The organism is Parvimonas sp. M20, assembly GCF_035282425.1.
In the GTDB taxonomy this organism is placed as follows: Bacteria; Bacillota; Clostridia; order Tissierellales; family Peptoniphilaceae; genus Parvimonas.
In genome coordinates, this window is the sequence record NZ_JAYKBQ010000002.1 from 69610 (window position 1) to 86391 (window position 16782).

General features: G+C 26.0%; 24 protein-coding genes, 1 tRNA gene and 1 other RNA gene. 25 read left to right on the forward strand and 1 reads right to left on the reverse strand.

Translation table 11 applies throughout. The features are described 5' to 3' along the window. Positions 1–149: 149 nt before the first annotated feature. Genes VJI93_RS01340 through VJI93_RS01350 form a run of 3 tightly spaced genes read left to right on the forward strand, consistent with a single transcriptional unit; the run spans position 150 to position 2239 of the window. The gene (locus tag VJI93_RS01340; protein WP_323998824.1) at positions 150–1196 is read left to right on the forward strand and encodes a sensor histidine kinase; all 1047 of its coding nucleotides are present in this window, start codon (positions 150–152) and stop codon (positions 1194–1196) included. Further along, the gene (locus VJI93_RS01345; protein WP_323998823.1) at positions 1177–1776 is read left to right on the forward strand and encodes a response regulator transcription factor; all 600 of its coding nucleotides are present in this window, start codon (positions 1177–1179) and stop codon (positions 1774–1776) included. The genes VJI93_RS01340 and VJI93_RS01345 overlap by 20 nt, the downstream gene beginning before the upstream one ends. 13 nt (positions 1777–1789) lie before the next feature. Then, complete coding sequence (locus VJI93_RS01350) at positions 1790–2239, forward strand: pyridoxamine 5'-phosphate oxidase family protein (RefSeq protein ID WP_323998822.1); 450 nt, start codon at positions 1790–1792, stop codon at positions 2237–2239. A gap of 50 nt (positions 2240–2289) precedes the next feature. On the opposite strand, the gene VJI93_RS01355 is transcribed toward VJI93_RS01350, so the two are convergent. Continuing rightward, positions 2290–3084 carry a hypothetical protein gene (locus tag VJI93_RS01355; RefSeq protein WP_323998821.1) on the reverse strand — a complete coding sequence of 265 codons (795 nt, stop codon included), beginning with the start codon at positions 3082–3084 and terminating at the stop codon, positions 2290–2292. 404 nt (positions 3085–3488) lie between these two features. Here VJI93_RS01355 and VJI93_RS01360 point away from each other — a divergent pair, with 404 nt between their 5' ends. The 22 genes from VJI93_RS01360 (at position 3489) to VJI93_RS01465 (ending at position 16697) form a co-directional block, all read left to right on the forward strand. Continuing rightward, the gene (locus VJI93_RS01360) at positions 3489–3827 is read left to right on the forward strand and encodes an Asp23/Gls24 family envelope stress response protein (protein WP_323998820.1); all 339 of its coding nucleotides are present in this window, start codon (positions 3489–3491) and stop codon (positions 3825–3827) included. Positions 3828–3836: 9 nt separating this feature from the next. Then, entirely contained in the window at positions 3837–4247 is a 411-nt protein-coding gene (nusB, locus tag VJI93_RS01365) for a transcription antitermination factor NusB (RefSeq protein WP_323998819.1), read from the forward strand. Positions 4248–4262: 15 nt separating this feature from the next. Continuing rightward, positions 4263–4610, forward strand: coding sequence for a hypothetical protein (locus tag VJI93_RS01370; RefSeq protein WP_323998818.1), 348 nt, complete (start codon positions 4263–4265; stop codon positions 4608–4610). A gap of 15 nt (positions 4611–4625) precedes the next feature. After that, complete coding sequence (gene xseA, locus VJI93_RS01375; protein ID WP_323998817.1) at positions 4626–5825, forward strand: exodeoxyribonuclease VII large subunit; 1200 nt, start codon at positions 4626–4628, stop codon at positions 5823–5825. Beyond that, positions 5815–6072, forward strand: a complete 258-nt coding sequence (gene xseB / locus VJI93_RS01380) for an exodeoxyribonuclease VII small subunit (protein ID WP_029949726.1) — start codon at positions 5815–5817, stop codon at positions 6070–6072. The genes xseA and xseB overlap by 11 nt, the downstream gene beginning before the upstream one ends. Further along, a complete protein-coding gene (locus VJI93_RS01385; RefSeq protein WP_323998816.1) occupies positions 6072–6920 on the forward strand; it encodes a polyprenyl synthetase family protein in 849 nt (282 codons plus the stop codon). The genes xseB and VJI93_RS01385 overlap by 1 nt, the downstream gene beginning before the upstream one ends. Next, positions 6920–7654, forward strand: coding sequence for a TlyA family RNA methyltransferase (locus VJI93_RS01390; RefSeq protein ID WP_323998815.1), 735 nt, complete (start codon positions 6920–6922; stop codon positions 7652–7654). Before VJI93_RS01385 ends, VJI93_RS01390 begins: the two co-directional genes overlap by 1 nt. 8 nt (positions 7655–7662) lie before the next feature. Then, entirely contained in the window at positions 7663–8115 is a 453-nt protein-coding gene (locus VJI93_RS01395; RefSeq protein ID WP_323998814.1) for an arginine repressor, read from the forward strand. A 7-nt stretch (positions 8116–8122) separates the two neighbouring features. After that, the gene (gene recN, locus VJI93_RS01400; RefSeq protein ID WP_323998813.1) at positions 8123–9841 is read left to right on the forward strand and encodes a DNA repair protein RecN; all 1719 of its coding nucleotides are present in this window, start codon (positions 8123–8125) and stop codon (positions 9839–9841) included. Next, a complete protein-coding gene (locus tag VJI93_RS01405; RefSeq protein ID WP_323998812.1) occupies positions 9826–10344 on the forward strand; it encodes an NUDIX hydrolase in 519 nt (172 codons plus the stop codon). Before recN ends, VJI93_RS01405 begins: the two co-directional genes overlap by 16 nt. A 1-nt stretch (position 10345) precedes the next feature. Next, on the forward strand, positions 10346–10957 hold the full coding sequence (locus VJI93_RS01410) for a site-2 protease family protein (RefSeq protein WP_323998811.1): 612 nt from the start codon (positions 10346–10348) through the stop codon (positions 10955–10957). Further along, a complete protein-coding gene (locus tag VJI93_RS01415) occupies positions 10957–11691 on the forward strand; it encodes a segregation and condensation protein A (RefSeq protein WP_323998810.1) in 735 nt (244 codons plus the stop codon). Before VJI93_RS01410 ends, VJI93_RS01415 begins: the two co-directional genes overlap by 1 nt. After that, complete coding sequence (gene scpB, locus VJI93_RS01420) at positions 11684–12265, forward strand: SMC-Scp complex subunit ScpB (RefSeq protein ID WP_323998809.1); 582 nt, start codon at positions 11684–11686, stop codon at positions 12263–12265. Before VJI93_RS01415 ends, scpB begins: the two co-directional genes overlap by 8 nt. Beyond that, the gene (locus tag VJI93_RS01425) at positions 12252–12944 is read left to right on the forward strand and encodes a pseudouridine synthase (protein ID WP_323998808.1); all 693 of its coding nucleotides are present in this window, start codon (positions 12252–12254) and stop codon (positions 12942–12944) included. The genes scpB and VJI93_RS01425 overlap by 14 nt, the downstream gene beginning before the upstream one ends. After that, entirely contained in the window at positions 12944–13333 is a 390-nt protein-coding gene (locus VJI93_RS01430; protein ID WP_323998807.1) for a hypothetical protein, read from the forward strand. Before VJI93_RS01425 ends, VJI93_RS01430 begins: the two co-directional genes overlap by 1 nt. Next, a complete protein-coding gene (locus tag VJI93_RS01435; RefSeq protein WP_323998806.1) occupies positions 13314–13868 on the forward strand; it encodes a tRNA (mnm(5)s(2)U34)-methyltransferase in 555 nt (184 codons plus the stop codon). The genes VJI93_RS01430 and VJI93_RS01435 overlap by 20 nt, the downstream gene beginning before the upstream one ends. 54 nt (positions 13869–13922) lie before the next feature. After that, positions 13923–14013 (forward strand) — tRNA-Ser (locus VJI93_RS01440). Continuing rightward, an RNA gene (gene ffs, locus VJI93_RS01445) (signal recognition particle sRNA large type) lies at positions 14013–14279 on the forward strand. Before VJI93_RS01440 ends, ffs begins: the two co-directional genes overlap by 1 nt. Before the next feature lie 98 nt (positions 14280–14377). After that, positions 14378–14734 (forward strand): PBECR3 domain-containing polyvalent protein, encoded by a 357-nt coding sequence (locus VJI93_RS01450; protein WP_323998805.1) that lies wholly within the window; start codon positions 14378–14380, stop codon positions 14732–14734. Between the two features lie 248 nt (positions 14735–14982). Then, positions 14983–15513, forward strand: coding sequence for a hypothetical protein (locus VJI93_RS01455; RefSeq protein WP_323998804.1), 531 nt, complete (start codon positions 14983–14985; stop codon positions 15511–15513). Positions 15514–15719: 206 nt separating this feature from the next. Beyond that, the gene (locus VJI93_RS01460; RefSeq protein WP_323998803.1) at positions 15720–16247 is read left to right on the forward strand and encodes a hypothetical protein; all 528 of its coding nucleotides are present in this window, start codon (positions 15720–15722) and stop codon (positions 16245–16247) included. A 195-nt stretch (positions 16248–16442) separates the two neighbouring features. Beyond that, positions 16443–16697, forward strand: coding sequence for a hypothetical protein (locus tag VJI93_RS01465; protein ID WP_323998802.1), 255 nt, complete (start codon positions 16443–16445; stop codon positions 16695–16697). Positions 16698–16782: the final 85 nt, after the last annotated feature.

The window sequence follows — 16782 nt, forward strand, 5'->3', positions numbered from 1 at the left end:
AGTTACTTTAAAAGTTTAGTGCTTTATGTAATTTTTTGCATATGACAAATGTAATTTTTTGAAAAATATGGTAAAATAGATGTAGTAATATTAATTAGAATAAAAATAAATATATAAATTTATTTTTTAAAAAATTATATGGAGATTTTATGGTATTTTTAAAATATTTTTTATTAAATTTTTTGTTTTTATTTTCGGGAAATCAAAATTTTCTTAATGTTGCAATTTTTAGCATGATTTCGTTAATTTTTGTACTTATTGTAGAAATTAAAGAAAATATTTATTATAGTTTTGCTTTATCAATAATATTTTTGATTATAATTTATTTTTTTCCAGAATTTAGATTTTTCAGTTTTTCATTTATTTATGCAATTTACAGCAAATCAATATACAATATTCCAATATTCTTTGTATTTTTAATTACAAGAGAAATTGACTATTTCACATTGTCTTTGCTTATTGTCTGTCTATCGCAATACGATAGGGAGCTTTATGAAAGAAAAGTTTTTTATCATAGAGAGTTTTTGAATTTTTATAAGACAAATTATAAATTGCAAAAAGATTTGAAAAGTATGTATCTTGAAGAGGAAAAAAAGAATTATGAGAGCATATTAAAAGAAAGAGAAAAAATTTCAAAGGAATTACATAATTCAATAGGTCATACAATTTCAGCTTCTGTTTTGGAACTTAGAGCATTGGAGTATATTTGTCAAGACGAAGAAGTAAAAGAGTCGCTTATAAGAGTAAGGGAAAATCTATCCGGAGGATTGGTAGATATAAGAAAGATAATTCATAATATGTACAAATCTTCTTTTGACTTGGAGAACTCTATAGAAAAGATAATTACTTTTCCAAATATAAACACAAAGTTTATATATAGAGTGAAAAGTAAGATAAATGAAAATTTAAGTTTTGATATTGTAAGTATTGTTAAAGAAGCATTTTCTAATTTTATTAAACATTCAAATGGAGATAGTTTTACTGTAAGAATAATAGAAAATGAAAGTTCATTTATTATTACGATTTTTGATAATGGAAAAAATATTAAATTTGATAAATCTGAAGGTCTTGGTGTTTTATCAATGGAAGAAATTGCTAGAAAATATCATGGACTTTTCAATGTTATTACTGATGATGGATTTAAAATAAATATTGCAATAGATAAGGGAGAAAATAATGAAAATCTTAATGGTTGATGATGATTTACTAGTATTAAATGCTTTAAGTACAATTTTGAGCAAAAGTGGTTATGAAATTGTATTGGCAACTACTGATTCTAAAAAAGCAATTGAAACTTATAAAGAAAATGAAATTGATGTAGTAATTTTAGATATTAGGATGAAAGAAGTAAATGGAGTTGATGTTGCAATTGAGATTTTAGATTTTGACAAAGATGCCAAAATAATGTTACTTACTACTTTTAATGATAGAGATGATATAATTAGAGCCTTAAATAAAGGAGTTTTGGGAGTAATATTAAAGGACAATGTCGCATCGCTAATTCCTGCAATCGAAAGTGTGAGTCTTGGAAATAAAATTTTAGATAATGAATTGAATTTACATAGTCTTTTTAGTACTACAAAAAAAGATTTTGATCTTCTAACACAAAAAGAAGTTGAAATTTTAGAACAAATTGCTAAGGGACTTTCAAATAAAGAAATTTCTGAAAAATTATTTTTGAGTGAGGGAACTGTAAGAAATTATATTTCAGGAATTTTAGAAAAATTAGAACTTAGAGATAGAACTCAACTTGCTATATATTATTATACGAAATAATTGAAAGGAGAATATGGTGTTTAAAGAAAAATATTTTGAATTTTTTGAAAAAATCGGAATAAGTAAATTTATGGTGTTATCAACATCAAAAGATGACCTCGTAACATCAAGAATGATGAGTATAATTGTGATTGATGAAAAATTTTATTTTCAAACAGATAAAAATTTTAAAAAATATAATCAGATAATTGCAAATCCTAATGTATCTCTGTGTATTGATAACATTCAGATTAATGGGATATGTTGTGATGTTGGGAGACCTATTGAAAATAAAACATTTTGTGAAATATTTAAAGAAAAATATCCAAGTTCATACAGAAATTATTCGCTTTTAGAAAGTGAACGTTTATTGGAAATTGAACCTGCATATATTGAATGTTGGCATTATATTGAAGGAGTGCCTTATATAGAAGTATTTGATGTTAAAAATAAAAAATATACTATGAAAAAATATGTAAGATAAAAAGGTAAGCCTTCCACGATGTAAAGTATCGTTGAAGGCTTTAAATTTTGTTACTTATTTCCTTCTATTCCACTATTTAAAGCAAAAACAATTGATTCCAATAAATTTACTTTGTGAATATAAGCTTTTTGTGGTAATTTAAATACAGCCTTTCCTTGGCTGTTTTTTACAACTACATTACCAATTTTAGCTATGATATCATATTCATTCCATTTGTAAGTTTTATCATCTACTTTAAAATGGTCTTTTGTTATTTCAATTTTAGAACTTTGTTCTAAAATTTTTTTAACTGATTTTAAATTAAACTTGTTATTTTTTGGATCATGGTATATAAATTCAACAGTTTCTCCACCTAATATTTTTTGCATATAAATAGGATAATTTACATTGACAAAATCATCTTGCCATGGTTCAAATGCTTTTTTAGGGTATCCATTTCCAGCTAAGGACTTCCATTTATCATTTCTCTTATACCATATTGCTAAAATTTCTATAGGATTTAATGGGTTTGGAATAAAGAAATAATCTAAACCTTTATAAAGAATTTTATCATCTCCATTTTTTCCGATAATAACACCATCGTCAAAATAAAATAATTTAGGATACATCTTAAACAAATAGTATGGTAATACATATGCAAATAGGATTAGAAATATATCACCTATTATAAGAATAAGTAATGCCATATTATAGTTTCCATTTTTTGAAATTTTATCTGTATTCTTTAGAAAAAATTTAGTAAAAGCGAACAAAAATCCGTTAAATAATAAGAAACACATTATTGCAATTATTTTTAAAGATAATTTAAGCCCATATGATTTTTTTGCATTATCATAATTTTCCACATTTTCACCTCCTTATCTACATATTAAAAATTATATAATCAAACATAGCCTAATGATTACACAATTACAGAAATTTTATCATATTTTTATTTTTAATTCAAGAGTTTAAAGTATTGTTATAATTTAAAATTTCAATAGAAACTTCACTATATTACAAATATTTATATTGTGCTAACTGATGTAACTTATATGTTGATTTTTTATGTATCCTTTTATTAAAATAGTGAATACTAAAAATTGCTTTAACTTAAAATCAGAAGTAAATAATATATCTTAATAGATTTTTTACTTCTTTAACATCGTCGAAAATTTATTTATAAAAATTTATTGTATAAATATTTAATTTTAATTGAATAAATTTACAAATTTTGTTATAATACATAGTAAGTGGAGGTGTATTAATTATGAATAAAAATAAATTCGAAAATGGCAGTGTTAAGATATCAAACGATATTTTTTATATGATTGCTGCTATGGCAGCTATTGAAGTTGAAGGGGTAAAATCTATCGTTGGAGTTCCTGCTGACATTGAAAAAATTAATGCAAAAAATTCTAAGAAAGGAATAGAAATAGAATTTTTAGAAAAAGGAATTCAAATTAGTGTCAAAGTTTCTATAGAGTATGGACAAAAATTTGAAGAAATTGTTAAAAAAATTCAAGAAAATATAAAATTAAAAGTAGAAGTTATGACAAGTATTAAAGTTTTAGGTGTGAATATTTGTATTGAATCTATTGAAAAGTAGAGTGCTTATATGACTAGAAGTGAAGCACGTGAGTGGTGTATGAAGTTGATTTATCAACTAAGTATACAGAACAATTTTAAATGTGATGAGATTGAAAGTTTTATAGAGTATTTTGATTTACCTAGTAGTGAGGTTAAATATATTAGGAAAAATTGCAAATCTATAATTGATAATCTTGATGACATTGATAATATTATAAAAGAAAACTTAGAAGGTTGCTGGAACTACAATAGAATAGCTAAAATTGATTTGGCAATTCTTAGAGTTGCAGTAAATGAAATTTATTACTTGGACGATATTCCTGAAAGTGTTGCAATAAATGAAGCCATAGAAATTGCAAATAAATATTCTACTGATGCTTCATATAAATTTATAAATGGTATTTTGGGAACTATCGTTAGAACAAAAAATAAAATTTAATTTTAGGAGGTAGTTATGGGTGTACTTGGTAATTTATTGTTAATTGTATTTCTTGCCATAGGTTTAACTGGAATAGGAGTATCAACTTATTTAGTTGGGTCTGATGGGAAAATAAGATGGTTAGTATATACAATTTTTAGTGTAGTCTGTATTGGAATATTCTTGCTATTTAAATATTCAGCTAATACAACTCTACTGTTTTGGAGACAAGCATTTTTAATGATGAGTTTTTATGCTGCTGCAGTTTGTACTTTAATGGCATTTATAGCTATTCCTAAAACATCTTTAAAAGCATTAAAAGAAAGTATAGTTCCTGCAGTAAGTATATTTGCTATTGGTGGAATTCTTTTAATGATATTCTAAAATAGGAGAATTTTAATGACAACATTTAAGGTTAAAGAAGTTAGCAAGTATATTTCGAATGTACTTAGGAGAGATTCTTTTTTATCTAACATAAGTGTTGAAGGTGAAGTATCTAATTTTAAAAAATCGGGTGGACATAGTTACTTTAGTATTAAAGATGATGAAGCTATGCTTAAATGTGTAGTTTTTAAAACTATTCCAATTGCACAAAGTTTGAATCTAACTGACGGACAAAAGGTTGTCGTAACAGGAACTGTTATGACATATGAAAAAGGAAGCTACTATCAGATTTTATGTAAAAATGTTGAAGAGGTCGGTCGTGGAAATTTATATGAGCAATTTTTAGCTCTAAAAGAAAAACTTTCAAAGGAAGGCCTCTTTAATTCTGAATTTAAAAAACCAATTCCAAGATTTCCGAAGAATATTGGAGTTGTTACAGCTAAAAATGGTGCTGCAATTCGTGATATTCTAAATACTCTACGAAGAAGATTTAGAATTGCAAATATCTATTTTTATCCTGCAAAAGTTCAAGGAATTGGTGCTAGTGAAGAAATAGCTGAAGGTGTTAAATATTTAGATTCACTTGATTTTATTGACACAATAATTGTCGGTAGAGGTGGAGGTTCTTTTGAAGATTTGAATGCGTTTAATGATGAAAATCTCATTAGAACCATTTTTAATTGCAAAAAGCCGATTATATCAGCAGTTGGTCATGAGATAGATACAATGCTAACAGATTATGTTGCAGATAAGAGAGCGGCGACTCCTACAGCAGGGGCAGAGCTTTCATCTGTAAGTACGGATGAGATAAAAGAATTTTTAAATCAAGCTGAGAAAAAACTTAATAAAAACATTTTAGAAGAAATTTCTGCTGAAAAAGTTCAGCTTGAACATTTTAAAAAAGAATTGGAATATTACAATCCAGTTAATAGAATAACTACATTGAAAGAAAATCTTGAGAATTTGAAAAAATCTTTAGATGAAAAGATAGTTTCAATTTTTAAATATAACAAACAATTACTTGATTTTAAAAGACAATCTTTAGAAATTATAAACCCGAATAGTATTTTAGACAGAGGGTATAGTATTGTTTATAATGATAAGAATGAAATTGTTAAGGATATTAAAAGTGTAAATGTAGGGGATTCTTTGAAACTTAGAGTTTCTAATGGAGAGATTATTTCCGATGTTAAGGAGATTATAGATGGCAATTAAGTTAGAAAATTATGATAAGGGAATAGAAGAACTTATTAAAATTGTAAATACTTTAGAAAAAGAGCAATTAAGTCTTGAAAAAAGTATTGAACTGTATAAAAAGGGAATGAAACTTCATAAAGAGTTGGTTGATATTCTGGAAAAAGAAGAAGGTAGATTATTCTTATTTGACGAAAAGGCTCAAGATGAAGAAGAAAAATTTGTAGAAAAAACTTTAGAAGATGGACAAGTGAGTTTAGAGCTATAATGGAAGATTTTATAAAATTAATTCATAATGATAAAAGCATAATAGAACAAAGATTAAGTAAAGTCTATACTGATAATAATAAGTTTGAAAAAATGTGTGCTTATTCTTTTTCTGTTGGTGGAAAGAGAATAAGAGCAATTTTACTTTTAGAAGCATTTAAAATTTACAAGGATATTTCGGATATAGCTATAGATTTTTCGATTGCTTTAGAGCTTATTCATAACTATTCTCTTGTTCATGATGATTTACCAGAAATGGATGATGATAAATTTAGAAGAGGAGTGTTGTCTGTCTATGGTAAATATGGACAGTCAAATGCTGTTTTAGTTGGTGATGAGCTTTTAAATAATGCAAATTTAATTATGATTAAAGCTATGAAAAATCTTGAAAATTTTGATGAAATAAAGCTTGCGATTTCTGCAAGTGAAATAATTTTAAATTCAAGTGGAATCAATGGAATGATTTATGGTCAATTTTTAGATCTTGAAAATAATGCAGAGAATTTAACTGATATTGAAAAGATTAATTCTCTAAAGACAGGGGAACTATTTAAAGCGGCAATTTTATCGGGAGCAAAACTGGGTGGAGCAAATGATAATGACTTAGCACATTTGGAGATTTACGCTAAAAACCTAGGTTTAGTTTTCCAACTTCAAGATGATTTATTCGACTATGATGAGGATATTGAGTTAAATAAAAAAACTTTTGCAACTGTTTTAGGAAAGAGTGAGGTTGAAAAGAAAATTGCAGAATTAAATAAAATTTCATTGCAAGAAATTAATAAAATTTCAGGAAGAAAAGAGTTTTTTGTAAATTTCATTGATTATATGGCAAAAAGGACTTACTAATGGAAAGAGCAGATATTTGTTTAGTCAATTTGGGACTCGTAAAGTCAAGAACTTATGCAAAGAGGATTATTGCAGAAGAAAGAGCTTTTTATGATGGAAAAATTATAGAAAAAGTTTCAATGATGATTGAAAAACCTGAATTAATAACTATAAATTCAACTTTTGAGGATAGTTATGTGGGAAGAGGAGCCATAAAGTTAGACTCTGCAATTAAAAATTTTAAGCTTGATTTGAAAAATCTAGTTTGTATGGATATTGGAGCATCAACTGGTGGATTTACTCAAATTATGGTAAATGAAAATGCAAAAAAAGTATATGCTATTGATGTTGGTACTAATCAACTTGCAAAGAGTTTATTGAATGATGATAGAGTAGTAAGTTTGGAAAATACAAATTTTCGATATTTAGATTTTGAAGTTATAGGAGAAAAGGTTGATTTTATTTCTATTGACGTTTCTTTTATTTCTTTAAAATATATTTTTGAAAATTTGTATAAATTTTTAAAAGAGGACAGTATAATTGTGGCACTAATAAAACCACAATTTGAATGTGAAGGAAAGAGTTTAAATAAAAAGGGTATAGTTAAGTCTGAAAAAGTTATAGAAAATGTAATTGAAAAAGTCAGACTCTATGCACTTGGAAATAAACTTGAAGTAATTTCCATAATTGATTCTCCAATACTTGGTGGAGATGGAAATAAAGAAAAATTAGCACTTATAAAAGGGATTTTTTAAGAGGTTTTATGAAAAAATATACAAGACAGAGAATTATTTTAGATTTAATAGAAAATAATGAAATAAAAACACAAGAGGAACTTTCAGACTGCTTGGAAAAAAAGGGAATTCGTTCCACACAAGCTACAGTTTCAAGAGATATAAAAGAATTAAAAATTTTAAAGGTACAAACTAAAAATGGAGAATATAAGTATAAGGTCGTTGATTCACTCTATGATTCTTTAGATGAAAGATTGAATAAGATTTGTAAACTTGCAATTTTATCTATAAAGCATAATGAAGATATGATACTTATAAAGACTATTCCACATACTGCAAGTATTTGTGGCTCATATCTAGAAAGTGCCAAGTTAAAAATGGTAAGTGGAATCGTAACTGGAAATGATACTATCTTTATAGCTATTGATGATAAAGCTTTTTTAGATTCCGTAGTTGAAGATATAAGGAAACTTGTAAGGTAGGGATAATATGTTATCTGAATTATATATAAGAAATTTAGCAATTGTTGATGAAATTAAAATTTCCTTTACTGAAGGACTTAATGTTTTAACAGGAGAAACAGGAACTGGTAAATCTATAATTATCGGTGCTATTTCTTTGCTTTGTGGTGGAAGAGCTAATACTTCATCTATTGGGAAACGTAGTGATACTGCTTATGTTGAAGGAGTATTTTTTCTTTCTCGATATGATGAAGAAATTTTAAGAAATAAGTTTGAATTGCTAGGTTTAGATATAGAAATTGAAGATAATATGCTAGTTATTTCAAGAACTATAAGCAAAAACGGAAGATCAGTTTCAAAGATAAATAATAGAACTGTGAATAATTCTATTCTATCTGATATTATGTTAAATATTTTAAATGTATGTGGGCAACATGATAGTTATACATTGTTTAATAGAGCTGATTTTGTTGAAATTTTAGATAGTTTTTGCGATGATGAGTTTAGAAAAAAATTAAAAGAATTAGAAACATTATATTGCAAAATAAAAAAGACAAGTTCCGACTTAAAGAAGCTAAAGAATAGAGTAAATAATTTTGATGAAAATGTTGAGGAAATAAAATCAGAAATTGAAGAACTAAATAGTTTGGAACTTGAAACTTTGGATGAAGAATTTATTGAAAATGAAATTGATAAATTTAATAATAGTCAAACTATTTTAGTTTGCTGTGGAAATTTAGTTGAGCTTTTTGATGGAGAAAATTCAGAAGTAAATGCCTTTTCCATCTTGAATGAAATAAATAGAAATCTTGTTATATTGGAAGAAAATGATAAAAATGTAAAATTTAGTGAAGATTTTGAAAATATTTCTTTTGGATTAAAAGAAATTTATACAAAAATTCAAGATTATTACTCAAGTGTTTATATTGACGAAGAAAGTTTAATGATTCTACAGGAAAAATTTAATCTTTTGAATGACTTGAAAAGGAAATATAGGACAGATAAAAAGGGACTTGTAAAATATAAAAATTCATTAGAGGAAGATTTGTATTTACTTGAACATTCAAAAGATTTGTTATTTGAAGAAAACAATAAGCTTAAAAATTTAAGTGAAGAATATAAGAAACTTGGTATAGAAATTTCAAATTCTAGAAAAGAAGTAGCAAAGAGAATTGAAAAATTAATTGAAAAAGAACTTTTGGATTTAGATTTAAAAAATTCAATCTTTAAAATAGATATAAAGACAAATAATAAAATTACAAACATTGGTTTTGATGAAGTTAATTTTTTAATTTCAACAAATAAAGGCGAAGAACTTCAAGAAATATATAAAATTGCATCTGGTGGGGAACTTAGCAGAATTATGTTAGGTTTTAAAAAGGTTTTATCCGATAGGGATAAGATAGCAACTCTTGTTTTTGATGAGATTGATACGGGTATAAGTGGAGTAACTGCTCAAATTGTTGGAGAAAAACTTGCAGAAATTTCAAAAAATCATCAACTTCTTGTAATTTCTCATTTACCACAAATTTCAGTTTTGTCCGATACTCATTTTATTATAAGTAAAGAAACGGTCGGAGATATTACTTTGTCAAAAGTTTTATGTGCAAATTATGATGAAAAAGTTATGGAAATTTCAAGACTTATAGGTGGAGCAAATATTAATGAAACAACTATAAGACAATCTAAGGAAATGATTGAAATTGCAAATGAAAAAAAGGAAAGGTTAAGATGTATAGAAAAGTAAAATCAGAAGAAATTTTTGACGGAAAAATTTTGAATTTAAAACTTGAATACTTTGAAAAAGATGATAAAATTTTAAAAAGAGAAATTGTAGAGCATAAAGATGCAGTTGCAATTTTTCCAATTGATGAAAAAGGATATGTATACTTAGTTAAACAATACAGATTTCCAATTCAAGAGGACTTTTTAGAAATTCCAGCAGGACTTGTAGAAGTAGGAGAAAATTATGAAGAGACTGCTCTTAGGGAATTACAAGAAGAAATAGGTTTTAGTTCAAATAATTTAGAAAAAGTTTTTGAAGGCTATACAAGTGTTGGATTTTGTACGGAAAAAGTTGTAGTATATAGGGCTGACAGCTTATTTTCTTCAAAATTACCGGAAGATGAAGATGAAAATTTGAGTATAGTTAAAATTCATTTTGACGATTTAAAAAAGATGTATTTTAATGGAGAAATAAAAGATTTTAAAACGGCAATAGCTATTTTAAATGAGATAAATAGGAGGTAATATGAATAGTATAGCAGAACATTTAATTATTGCAGTAGCATTAATGTTAGTAATTATAGTTTCTAGAGTTTTCCAATCATATGTAGCTCTAGCTTTGGGAGATGATACACCAAAACTTAATGGATCAACTAGCTTTAATCCCATAAATCATATTGATTTAATGGGATTCGTGTTTTTTGTATTTTTTAAATTTGGTTGGGCTAAGCCAGTAGAAATAAATATGTCTAAATTTAAGAATAGATTTTGGGGAAAAATCATTTACTCTTTATCGCATGCTTTTATTTGCTTTGTGATAGCTTTATTATCAACAATAGTCTATTTATATATAAAACCTACAGATAAATTTGTAATTACTATTTTTCAATATATATTTTCCATAAGTATAATATTTGGAATTATAGAAATGTTGCCTTTTCCACCTTTTGATGGAGCAATTTTTATAAGTGCATTTTTATCAAGAGAAGTGGAATATGAATATTTCAAACTTTCAAGCTTTACAAATTTAATAATAATTGGTTTAATTTTAACAGGAGCTTTTAAAATTTTCTTATCACCTATAGTTAGTACAGTTGGGAAATTTATATTGAATTTAGCAACTATGTTGGTGATGTAATGCAATTAATAGTAAATTTAGATGCTTATTCAGGTCCTTTGGATTTGTTGCTTGACTTAATTTCAAAACAAAAAGTTGATATTTACGATATTGAAATAAGCAAAATTACTAAACATTATCTTGAGGTAATTGAAAATTCTGTTTATAGTGAAGATACTGATATATCAGCTTTTTTGCTTATGTCTAGTACATTAGTTGAAATAAAATCAAGGAGTTTAATTCCTAAAAATACAGATGAAGATGAAGAAGAAATTGTTACAAAAGAACAATTAATTGAAAGACTTATTGAGTATAGAAAGTTTAAAAAAGTGGGAGAATACTTTAAAAACTTAGAAACAGAAGGAAGTAAAGCATATTCAAAAATGCAGTCTGATATTACTGAGTATATGACTGAAGATAAGGAAATTATTTTAAATACAGATGTTGATGTTTTGCTTTCTTTAATGGAAAATATTATAAATCAGTATCAAAGTAAAAATGAAGAAAATTCTTTTGAAAAAATCATAGAAAAAGATTTATTTCCTATTGAAAAATATGTTTCAATGATAAAGGACAAAATTTATGAAAAAAAAGAGCTTTATTTTGAAGATTTAATTTTTTATAATGGAACAAAAAGTGAGCTTATAACAATATTTATATCTATTTTGGAGCTTGTTAAAAATAATATTATCAAGATTTTTCAAGATAAAGATAAAAATATTAAACTTAATTTAGTGGGGGAAGAAGTTGAATAGTAGAGAATATAAACAAGTTATCGAACAGTTGTTGTTTGTATATGGAGATCCTTTAAAAATTGATGATATTGCAAAAGTTTTGGATATTCCAGTAAAAGAGGCTACTGTTTATGCAGATGAACTTGTAGAGGAGTTTGAATTTCAAAAAAGAGGACTCGTAATTCAAAAAATTTCTAATTATTATCAGATAAAGACAAGAAAAGAATATCATGATATTATTTCAAAACTTTTTGAAAAAGTTACAATGAAACATTTAACTAATTCAACTTTGGAAACTTTGGCTATAATTGCATATAAACAACCAATTACAAGGCAAGAAATTGAAGAGATAAGAGGAGTTAAATGTAACAGCTCTATTGAAACTCTGATGTCAAAGAACTTCATTGAAGAAGCAGGAAGACTTGATAGAATTGGTAAGCCAATTATTTATAAGACAACTTTAAATTTTTTAAATCAATTTAATTTAAAGTCTCTAAAAGACTTGCCTGATATTGAAAAATTTATTTCTGATGAAGAAAAAAACCAAATAGTTGAAGATGAAAATAATGTGGAAATAGAAGATGAGAATAAATAAATTTATTGCAAATTCCGGTTATTGTTCAAGAAGAAATGCAGATTTACTTTTAGAACAGGGAAAAGTTTTTGTAAATGGAAAACTTGCAAATAAGGGAATTGACGTTTTAGAAAATGATGAAATTTTAATTGAAGGTAAAAAAATCAAATTAGAAGAAGCTAAAAAATATTATCTTTTAAATAAGCCTATTGGGTATTCCAGTACAGCTAAAGCTCAATTTCAAGAAAAAATTGTTTTGGATTTAATAGATTCTAAAGAGAGAATTTATCCCGTAGGGAGACTTGATAAGGACAGTTTTGGACTTTTACTTTTAACAAATGACGGGGACTTAGCTTTTAAATTGACACATCCAAGTCATAATGTTGAAAAAGAATATATTGTAAAGGTTGATAAAGCTTTAAAAGAAAATGATTTAAAAAAATTATCTTCTGGGATAATGATTGAAGGGAAATTGACAAGAGAAGCAAAATTTGAAATTTTTGACTTTAAAAATAATATGGTAAAAGTTTTTCTAAAAGAGGGAAGAAATAGACAGATAAGAAAAATGTTTAAAACTTTTGACTATAAGGTTATTTCTCTTGAGAGAACTGCCTTTGGTAAAATAAAACTTGGAAAATTAAAAGTAGGAAGTTACAGAGAACTTAGTAGAGAAGAGATTGAATATTTAAGGAGTTTATAATGATAGGATTAAAAAATGCCACTCCTGAAGAATTTGAAGAACTTTATGTCAAATATGGAATAGGTGGTAGTATAGATTTATCTGTTCCAACATTTTATTTCAGTTTAGTTATGGAAGAAAATATAATCGGATATGTAAAACTTACTTTTAGAGATGAAGATTATTATTTGGAAGAAATAAAATATGATGAAGGAATGGAAAAATTTAATAGATTTTTTATAAAATGTATTGCTTATAAAGTCTATATGAAGAGGAAAAAGAAATTTTATTCTAAATTGTTTTTTGAAGGAATTTCAGGAGTTACTAAATTAGAAGATGATTTATATACTTACGATGTTGATGAAATTTTAGAACAAGGAAGAACTTGCAGTGAATGTAAAAATAAATAATACTAAGACTTTAATTGAATTTTTCATGAGAAAGTATATTAAAGATGTTAAAATCGCAATTGATATGACAGTTGGAAATGGATTTGACTCTAAAAACATTTTAGAGATATTACAACCAGAAAAACTTTATTGTTTTGATATTCAACAAGAAGCTTTGGATAATTCAAAAATTTTGCTTGAAAAATATTCAAATTGTGAATTGATTTTAGAAAATCATAAAAATTTTGATAAATATATAAAAGAAAATATTGATTTTGCAATCTATAATTTAGGTTATTTACCTAAAGGAGATAAATATATAACTACAAATGCAAAAGATGTTGAAGAAAGTTTGAAGAAATTGTTAGAGAAATTAAATTCCAAAGGAGCAATTTTTATAACTTTTTATATAGGACATTCTGCTGGACAGATTGAAAGTTTAGAAATATCAAAATTTTTACAAAATTTAAATCAAAAAGAATATACTATACTTAAATGTACATTTGAAAATCAAAAAAACAATCCACCTTATGTGGTTATGATTCAAAAAATATAAATTGTATTTATATTGACTAAATAATAAAAATACATTATAATATATGGGTGTCGTGGAGAGCTGTCCGAGCGGTCGAAGGAGCACGATTGGAAATCGTGTAAACGTCAAAAGCGTTTCGAGGGTTCAAATCCCTCGTTCTCCGCCATGCACTAGGTGGGGTGTTAGCAGTACCTTGTAACCTGTAATCTGCTATAGCAGGGCTGAATTCCCAAGTTAGATTTTCAAGGGGTGTAGCCGACTTTTGTAAGTGGTGTTGACGAGTGGGTCCTTACGCAATAGAGCTTTACGAATCTGGTCAGGTCTTGACGGAAGCAGCCATAAGTAAAATACTCTATGTGCCGTAAGATTGCTTGCTTTGAGCTAACTGCAAGGGTACCGTACATTTCTTGTTAAGCGACCTTGGGTGTGCTTACATACTAAAGAGTTATCTGTAAAGATAGCTCTTTTTTTATGAAAATATATTTGATTTATACTGATTTTATGCTAAAATATAGTCAAGAGGTGTAGCTATGATAGTAAAGGATAGTATTAAAAAATTATTAGGTCTTGAAACAGACTTATCAGAAATAGAATATTCTAGGCATGGGTTAAAAAGACATCTTGAAAAAAGAAAGCATTATGATGTTTTAAAATATGTAGATAATATTAAAGAAATGATAGAAAATCCAGATTATGTAGGGATTAATAGAAATGGAAATAAATTAGCTTTAGAATATGTAAAATGTTATAAAAAGAATGTTTTACTAGCTTTAAAAGTTAATAAAACTAAAGATAAATTTTTTATTGTCAGCATGTATAGCATAAATGACTATAAATTAAACAGCAGAAAATTTAGTGGAAGACTAAAAAAGGTTGACAAAGAGTAAAAAATTGGGTATACTATAGTTAAGTAAAGAAGTAGTTGAGGGCAGAAAGGGTTCCTGCCACACCTGTAATAAGGTATCTGAGATGTTGGATACACCGACCAACCGACTACTTAATTCAAATCTGTGAGAGTTAGAGTAGTCTAACTCTTTTTTGTTTGAAAATTCTTAAAACTGTAAGTAGTGTTTTGTAGTTTTTATTTTTGACAATTATTTTAAAAGTTGATAATAACAACTAAAAGGAGGTAATTATGAAAAATAATAAAATTTACAATGTTGTATTTCCAATTTGGTTTTTGCTTTTATTTCCTTTGGCTTGGCTGATAGTAATGCCAGTAAATTTTTTAATTGATTCTATTGTAATATGTTTAGCATTAAAATTCCTAAAAACTGATGATATTCTACAAAGATATAAAGAAGTGATTGTAAGAGTATTCTTATTTGGGTTTTTAGCAGATTTTATTGGTTCAGTTTTTTTATTAGCTTTTACAAGTTTAGTTGGACGTTTAGAAGAAAATGTTAAATTTTTTAAATGGATTAGTGATAATGTAATTAAATATATTATGACAAATCCTTTAGAAGATATTTACGCTTTTATTATAGTTACAATTGCAATCTTATTAGCAGGTATTTGTATCTATTATTTCAATTTAAAAAATAGTTTTGCCAAGATGGAAATTGATGAAAAAGACAAGAAAAAATTAGCATTATATGTGGCAATATTTACTGCACCATATTTCTTTTACGTTCCTATATCCCTATTAAAGAATTATGGTTATTAGAATTTAATTATTAAATAAAAAGTTTTCAAGCAGAGTTGGTCAATCTGACTCTGTTTTTGTATAGTTAAAATATAATTTCTAGATTTTAAATAATTGACAAAAAGTAAAAAAATAGGTATATTATAGTGGAATAAATAAGTATTTTATAGCTTTGATTTTTGACAATTATTTTATAAGTTGATAATAGCAACTAAAAGGAGGTAATTATGAAAAATAATAAATTTTATAGTATTTTTTTTCCAGCATGGATAGTACTCCTGTTTCCTTTAACTTGGATTATAGCTTTGCCTTTAGATCTTCTCAGACAAAGTTTTGTACTTTGTATCACTTTAAAATTTTTAAATACATATGATATTATTGAAAAGGCTGGTAAAGTCATCAGGAAAGTATTTCTGTATGGAATTTTAGCAAACATTGTAGGGATAATTTGCCTATTTTTTATAACAATTATGGTTGGAATAGGAGCTGATATGTCCGGAATTGTTGGATGGATTAGTAATAATGTGGTTGAGGGTTTGATGACTACTGCTTTTTATAGTATTTATGCATTTATAGTAATAACTATTCCAGTTGTAATTTCAGGATTTTGTATCTATAAATTAAACCTAAACTATAGTTTTAAAAATTTAGATTTAGACATAAAAGATAAGAAAAAATTAGCATTGAGTTTGGCTGTTTTTACAGCACCATATTTATTCTATTGTCCATCTATAATATATATATTAACACGATAATGATTAGATAAAATAGCCTTTGTAAATTTTTTATGAAAGAGTTATAATATTTAACTCTTTTTTTGTAATTAAAATAAAGTACTAAATTCTTAAACATTGACAAAATACTTTTATAGATTTATAATTTAATTGTGTTATATTATTAAAAAGAATTTATTTTATACGATAAAAGTATAATAATAGGAGGTGTATTTTATGAGATTAATTAGTAGATATTTAGCAAACGCAGTTATAAAAAAGATTGACAGTACCCGTTATAAAAATCATATTTATTTCTCATTGATGTTAATGCTATCATTGGTAATTATATACACTTTATATTGTACTCTTAAAGCTGGAAATTTAGATACTACTAAAATCATAGGTGTTGTGCTTTGTAGTATTTTACTAGTGTTATCTGTAATATCAGCTATAGTTTATCTTATAAAAATGTTTGAAAAAGAAAAATAGTTTTTTATAATCTTTTTTGAGATTCGTAAAATTATATAAGGAGGGAGATATGTTCTACCTCCTTACTTGTATATAAACAAATAAA

Excerpts from the sequence above, each read along its gene's own strand:
- VJI93_RS01340 (WP_323998824.1), top strand. The coding sequence starts at position 150 with ATGGTATTTTTAAAATATTTTTTATTAAATTTTTTGTTTTTATTTTCG.
- VJI93_RS01350 (WP_323998822.1), top strand. The coding sequence starts at position 1,790 with ATGGTGTTTAAAGAAAAATATTTTGAATTTTTTGAAAAAATCGGAATA.
- VJI93_RS01385 (WP_323998816.1), top strand. The coding sequence starts at position 6,072 with ATGGAAGATTTTATAAAATTAATTCATAATGATAAAAGCATAATAGAA.
- VJI93_RS01450 (WP_323998805.1), top strand. The coding sequence starts at position 14,378 with ATGATAGTAAAGGATAGTATTAAAAAATTATTAGGTCTTGAAACAGAC.
- VJI93_RS01405 (WP_323998812.1), top strand. The coding sequence starts at position 9,826 with ATGTATAGAAAAGTAAAATCAGAAGAAATTTTTGACGGAAAAATTTTG.
- xseB (WP_029949726.1), top strand. The coding sequence starts at position 5,815 with ATGGCAATTAAGTTAGAAAATTATGATAAGGGAATAGAAGAACTTATT.
- VJI93_RS01455 (WP_323998804.1), top strand. The coding sequence starts at position 14,983 with ATGAAAAATAATAAAATTTACAATGTTGTATTTCCAATTTGGTTTTTG.
- nusB (WP_323998819.1), top strand. The coding sequence starts at position 3,837 with ATGACTAGAAGTGAAGCACGTGAGTGGTGTATGAAGTTGATTTATCAA.
- VJI93_RS01345 (WP_323998823.1), top strand. The coding sequence starts at position 1,177 with ATGAAAATCTTAATGGTTGATGATGATTTACTAGTATTAAATGCTTTA.
- VJI93_RS01425 (WP_323998808.1), top strand. The coding sequence starts at position 12,252 with ATGAGAATAAATAAATTTATTGCAAATTCCGGTTATTGTTCAAGAAGA.
- VJI93_RS01390 (WP_323998815.1), top strand. The coding sequence starts at position 6,920 with ATGGAAAGAGCAGATATTTGTTTAGTCAATTTGGGACTCGTAAAGTCA.
- xseA (WP_323998817.1), top strand. The coding sequence starts at position 4,626 with ATGACAACATTTAAGGTTAAAGAAGTTAGCAAGTATATTTCGAATGTA.
- VJI93_RS01395 (WP_323998814.1), top strand. The coding sequence starts at position 7,663 with ATGAAAAAATATACAAGACAGAGAATTATTTTAGATTTAATAGAAAAT.
- VJI93_RS01465 (WP_323998802.1), top strand. The coding sequence starts at position 16,443 with ATGAGATTAATTAGTAGATATTTAGCAAACGCAGTTATAAAAAAGATT.
- VJI93_RS01370 (WP_323998818.1), top strand. The coding sequence starts at position 4,263 with ATGGGTGTACTTGGTAATTTATTGTTAATTGTATTTCTTGCCATAGGT.
- VJI93_RS01360 (WP_323998820.1), top strand. The coding sequence starts at position 3,489 with ATGAATAAAAATAAATTCGAAAATGGCAGTGTTAAGATATCAAACGAT.
- VJI93_RS01430 (WP_323998807.1), top strand. The coding sequence starts at position 12,944 with ATGATAGGATTAAAAAATGCCACTCCTGAAGAATTTGAAGAACTTTAT.
- VJI93_RS01415 (WP_323998810.1), top strand. The coding sequence starts at position 10,957 with ATGCAATTAATAGTAAATTTAGATGCTTATTCAGGTCCTTTGGATTTG.
- VJI93_RS01410 (WP_323998811.1), top strand. The coding sequence starts at position 10,346 with ATGAATAGTATAGCAGAACATTTAATTATTGCAGTAGCATTAATGTTA.
- VJI93_RS01460 (WP_323998803.1), top strand. The coding sequence starts at position 15,720 with ATGAAAAATAATAAATTTTATAGTATTTTTTTTCCAGCATGGATAGTA.
- recN (WP_323998813.1), top strand. The coding sequence starts at position 8,123 with ATGTTATCTGAATTATATATAAGAAATTTAGCAATTGTTGATGAAATT.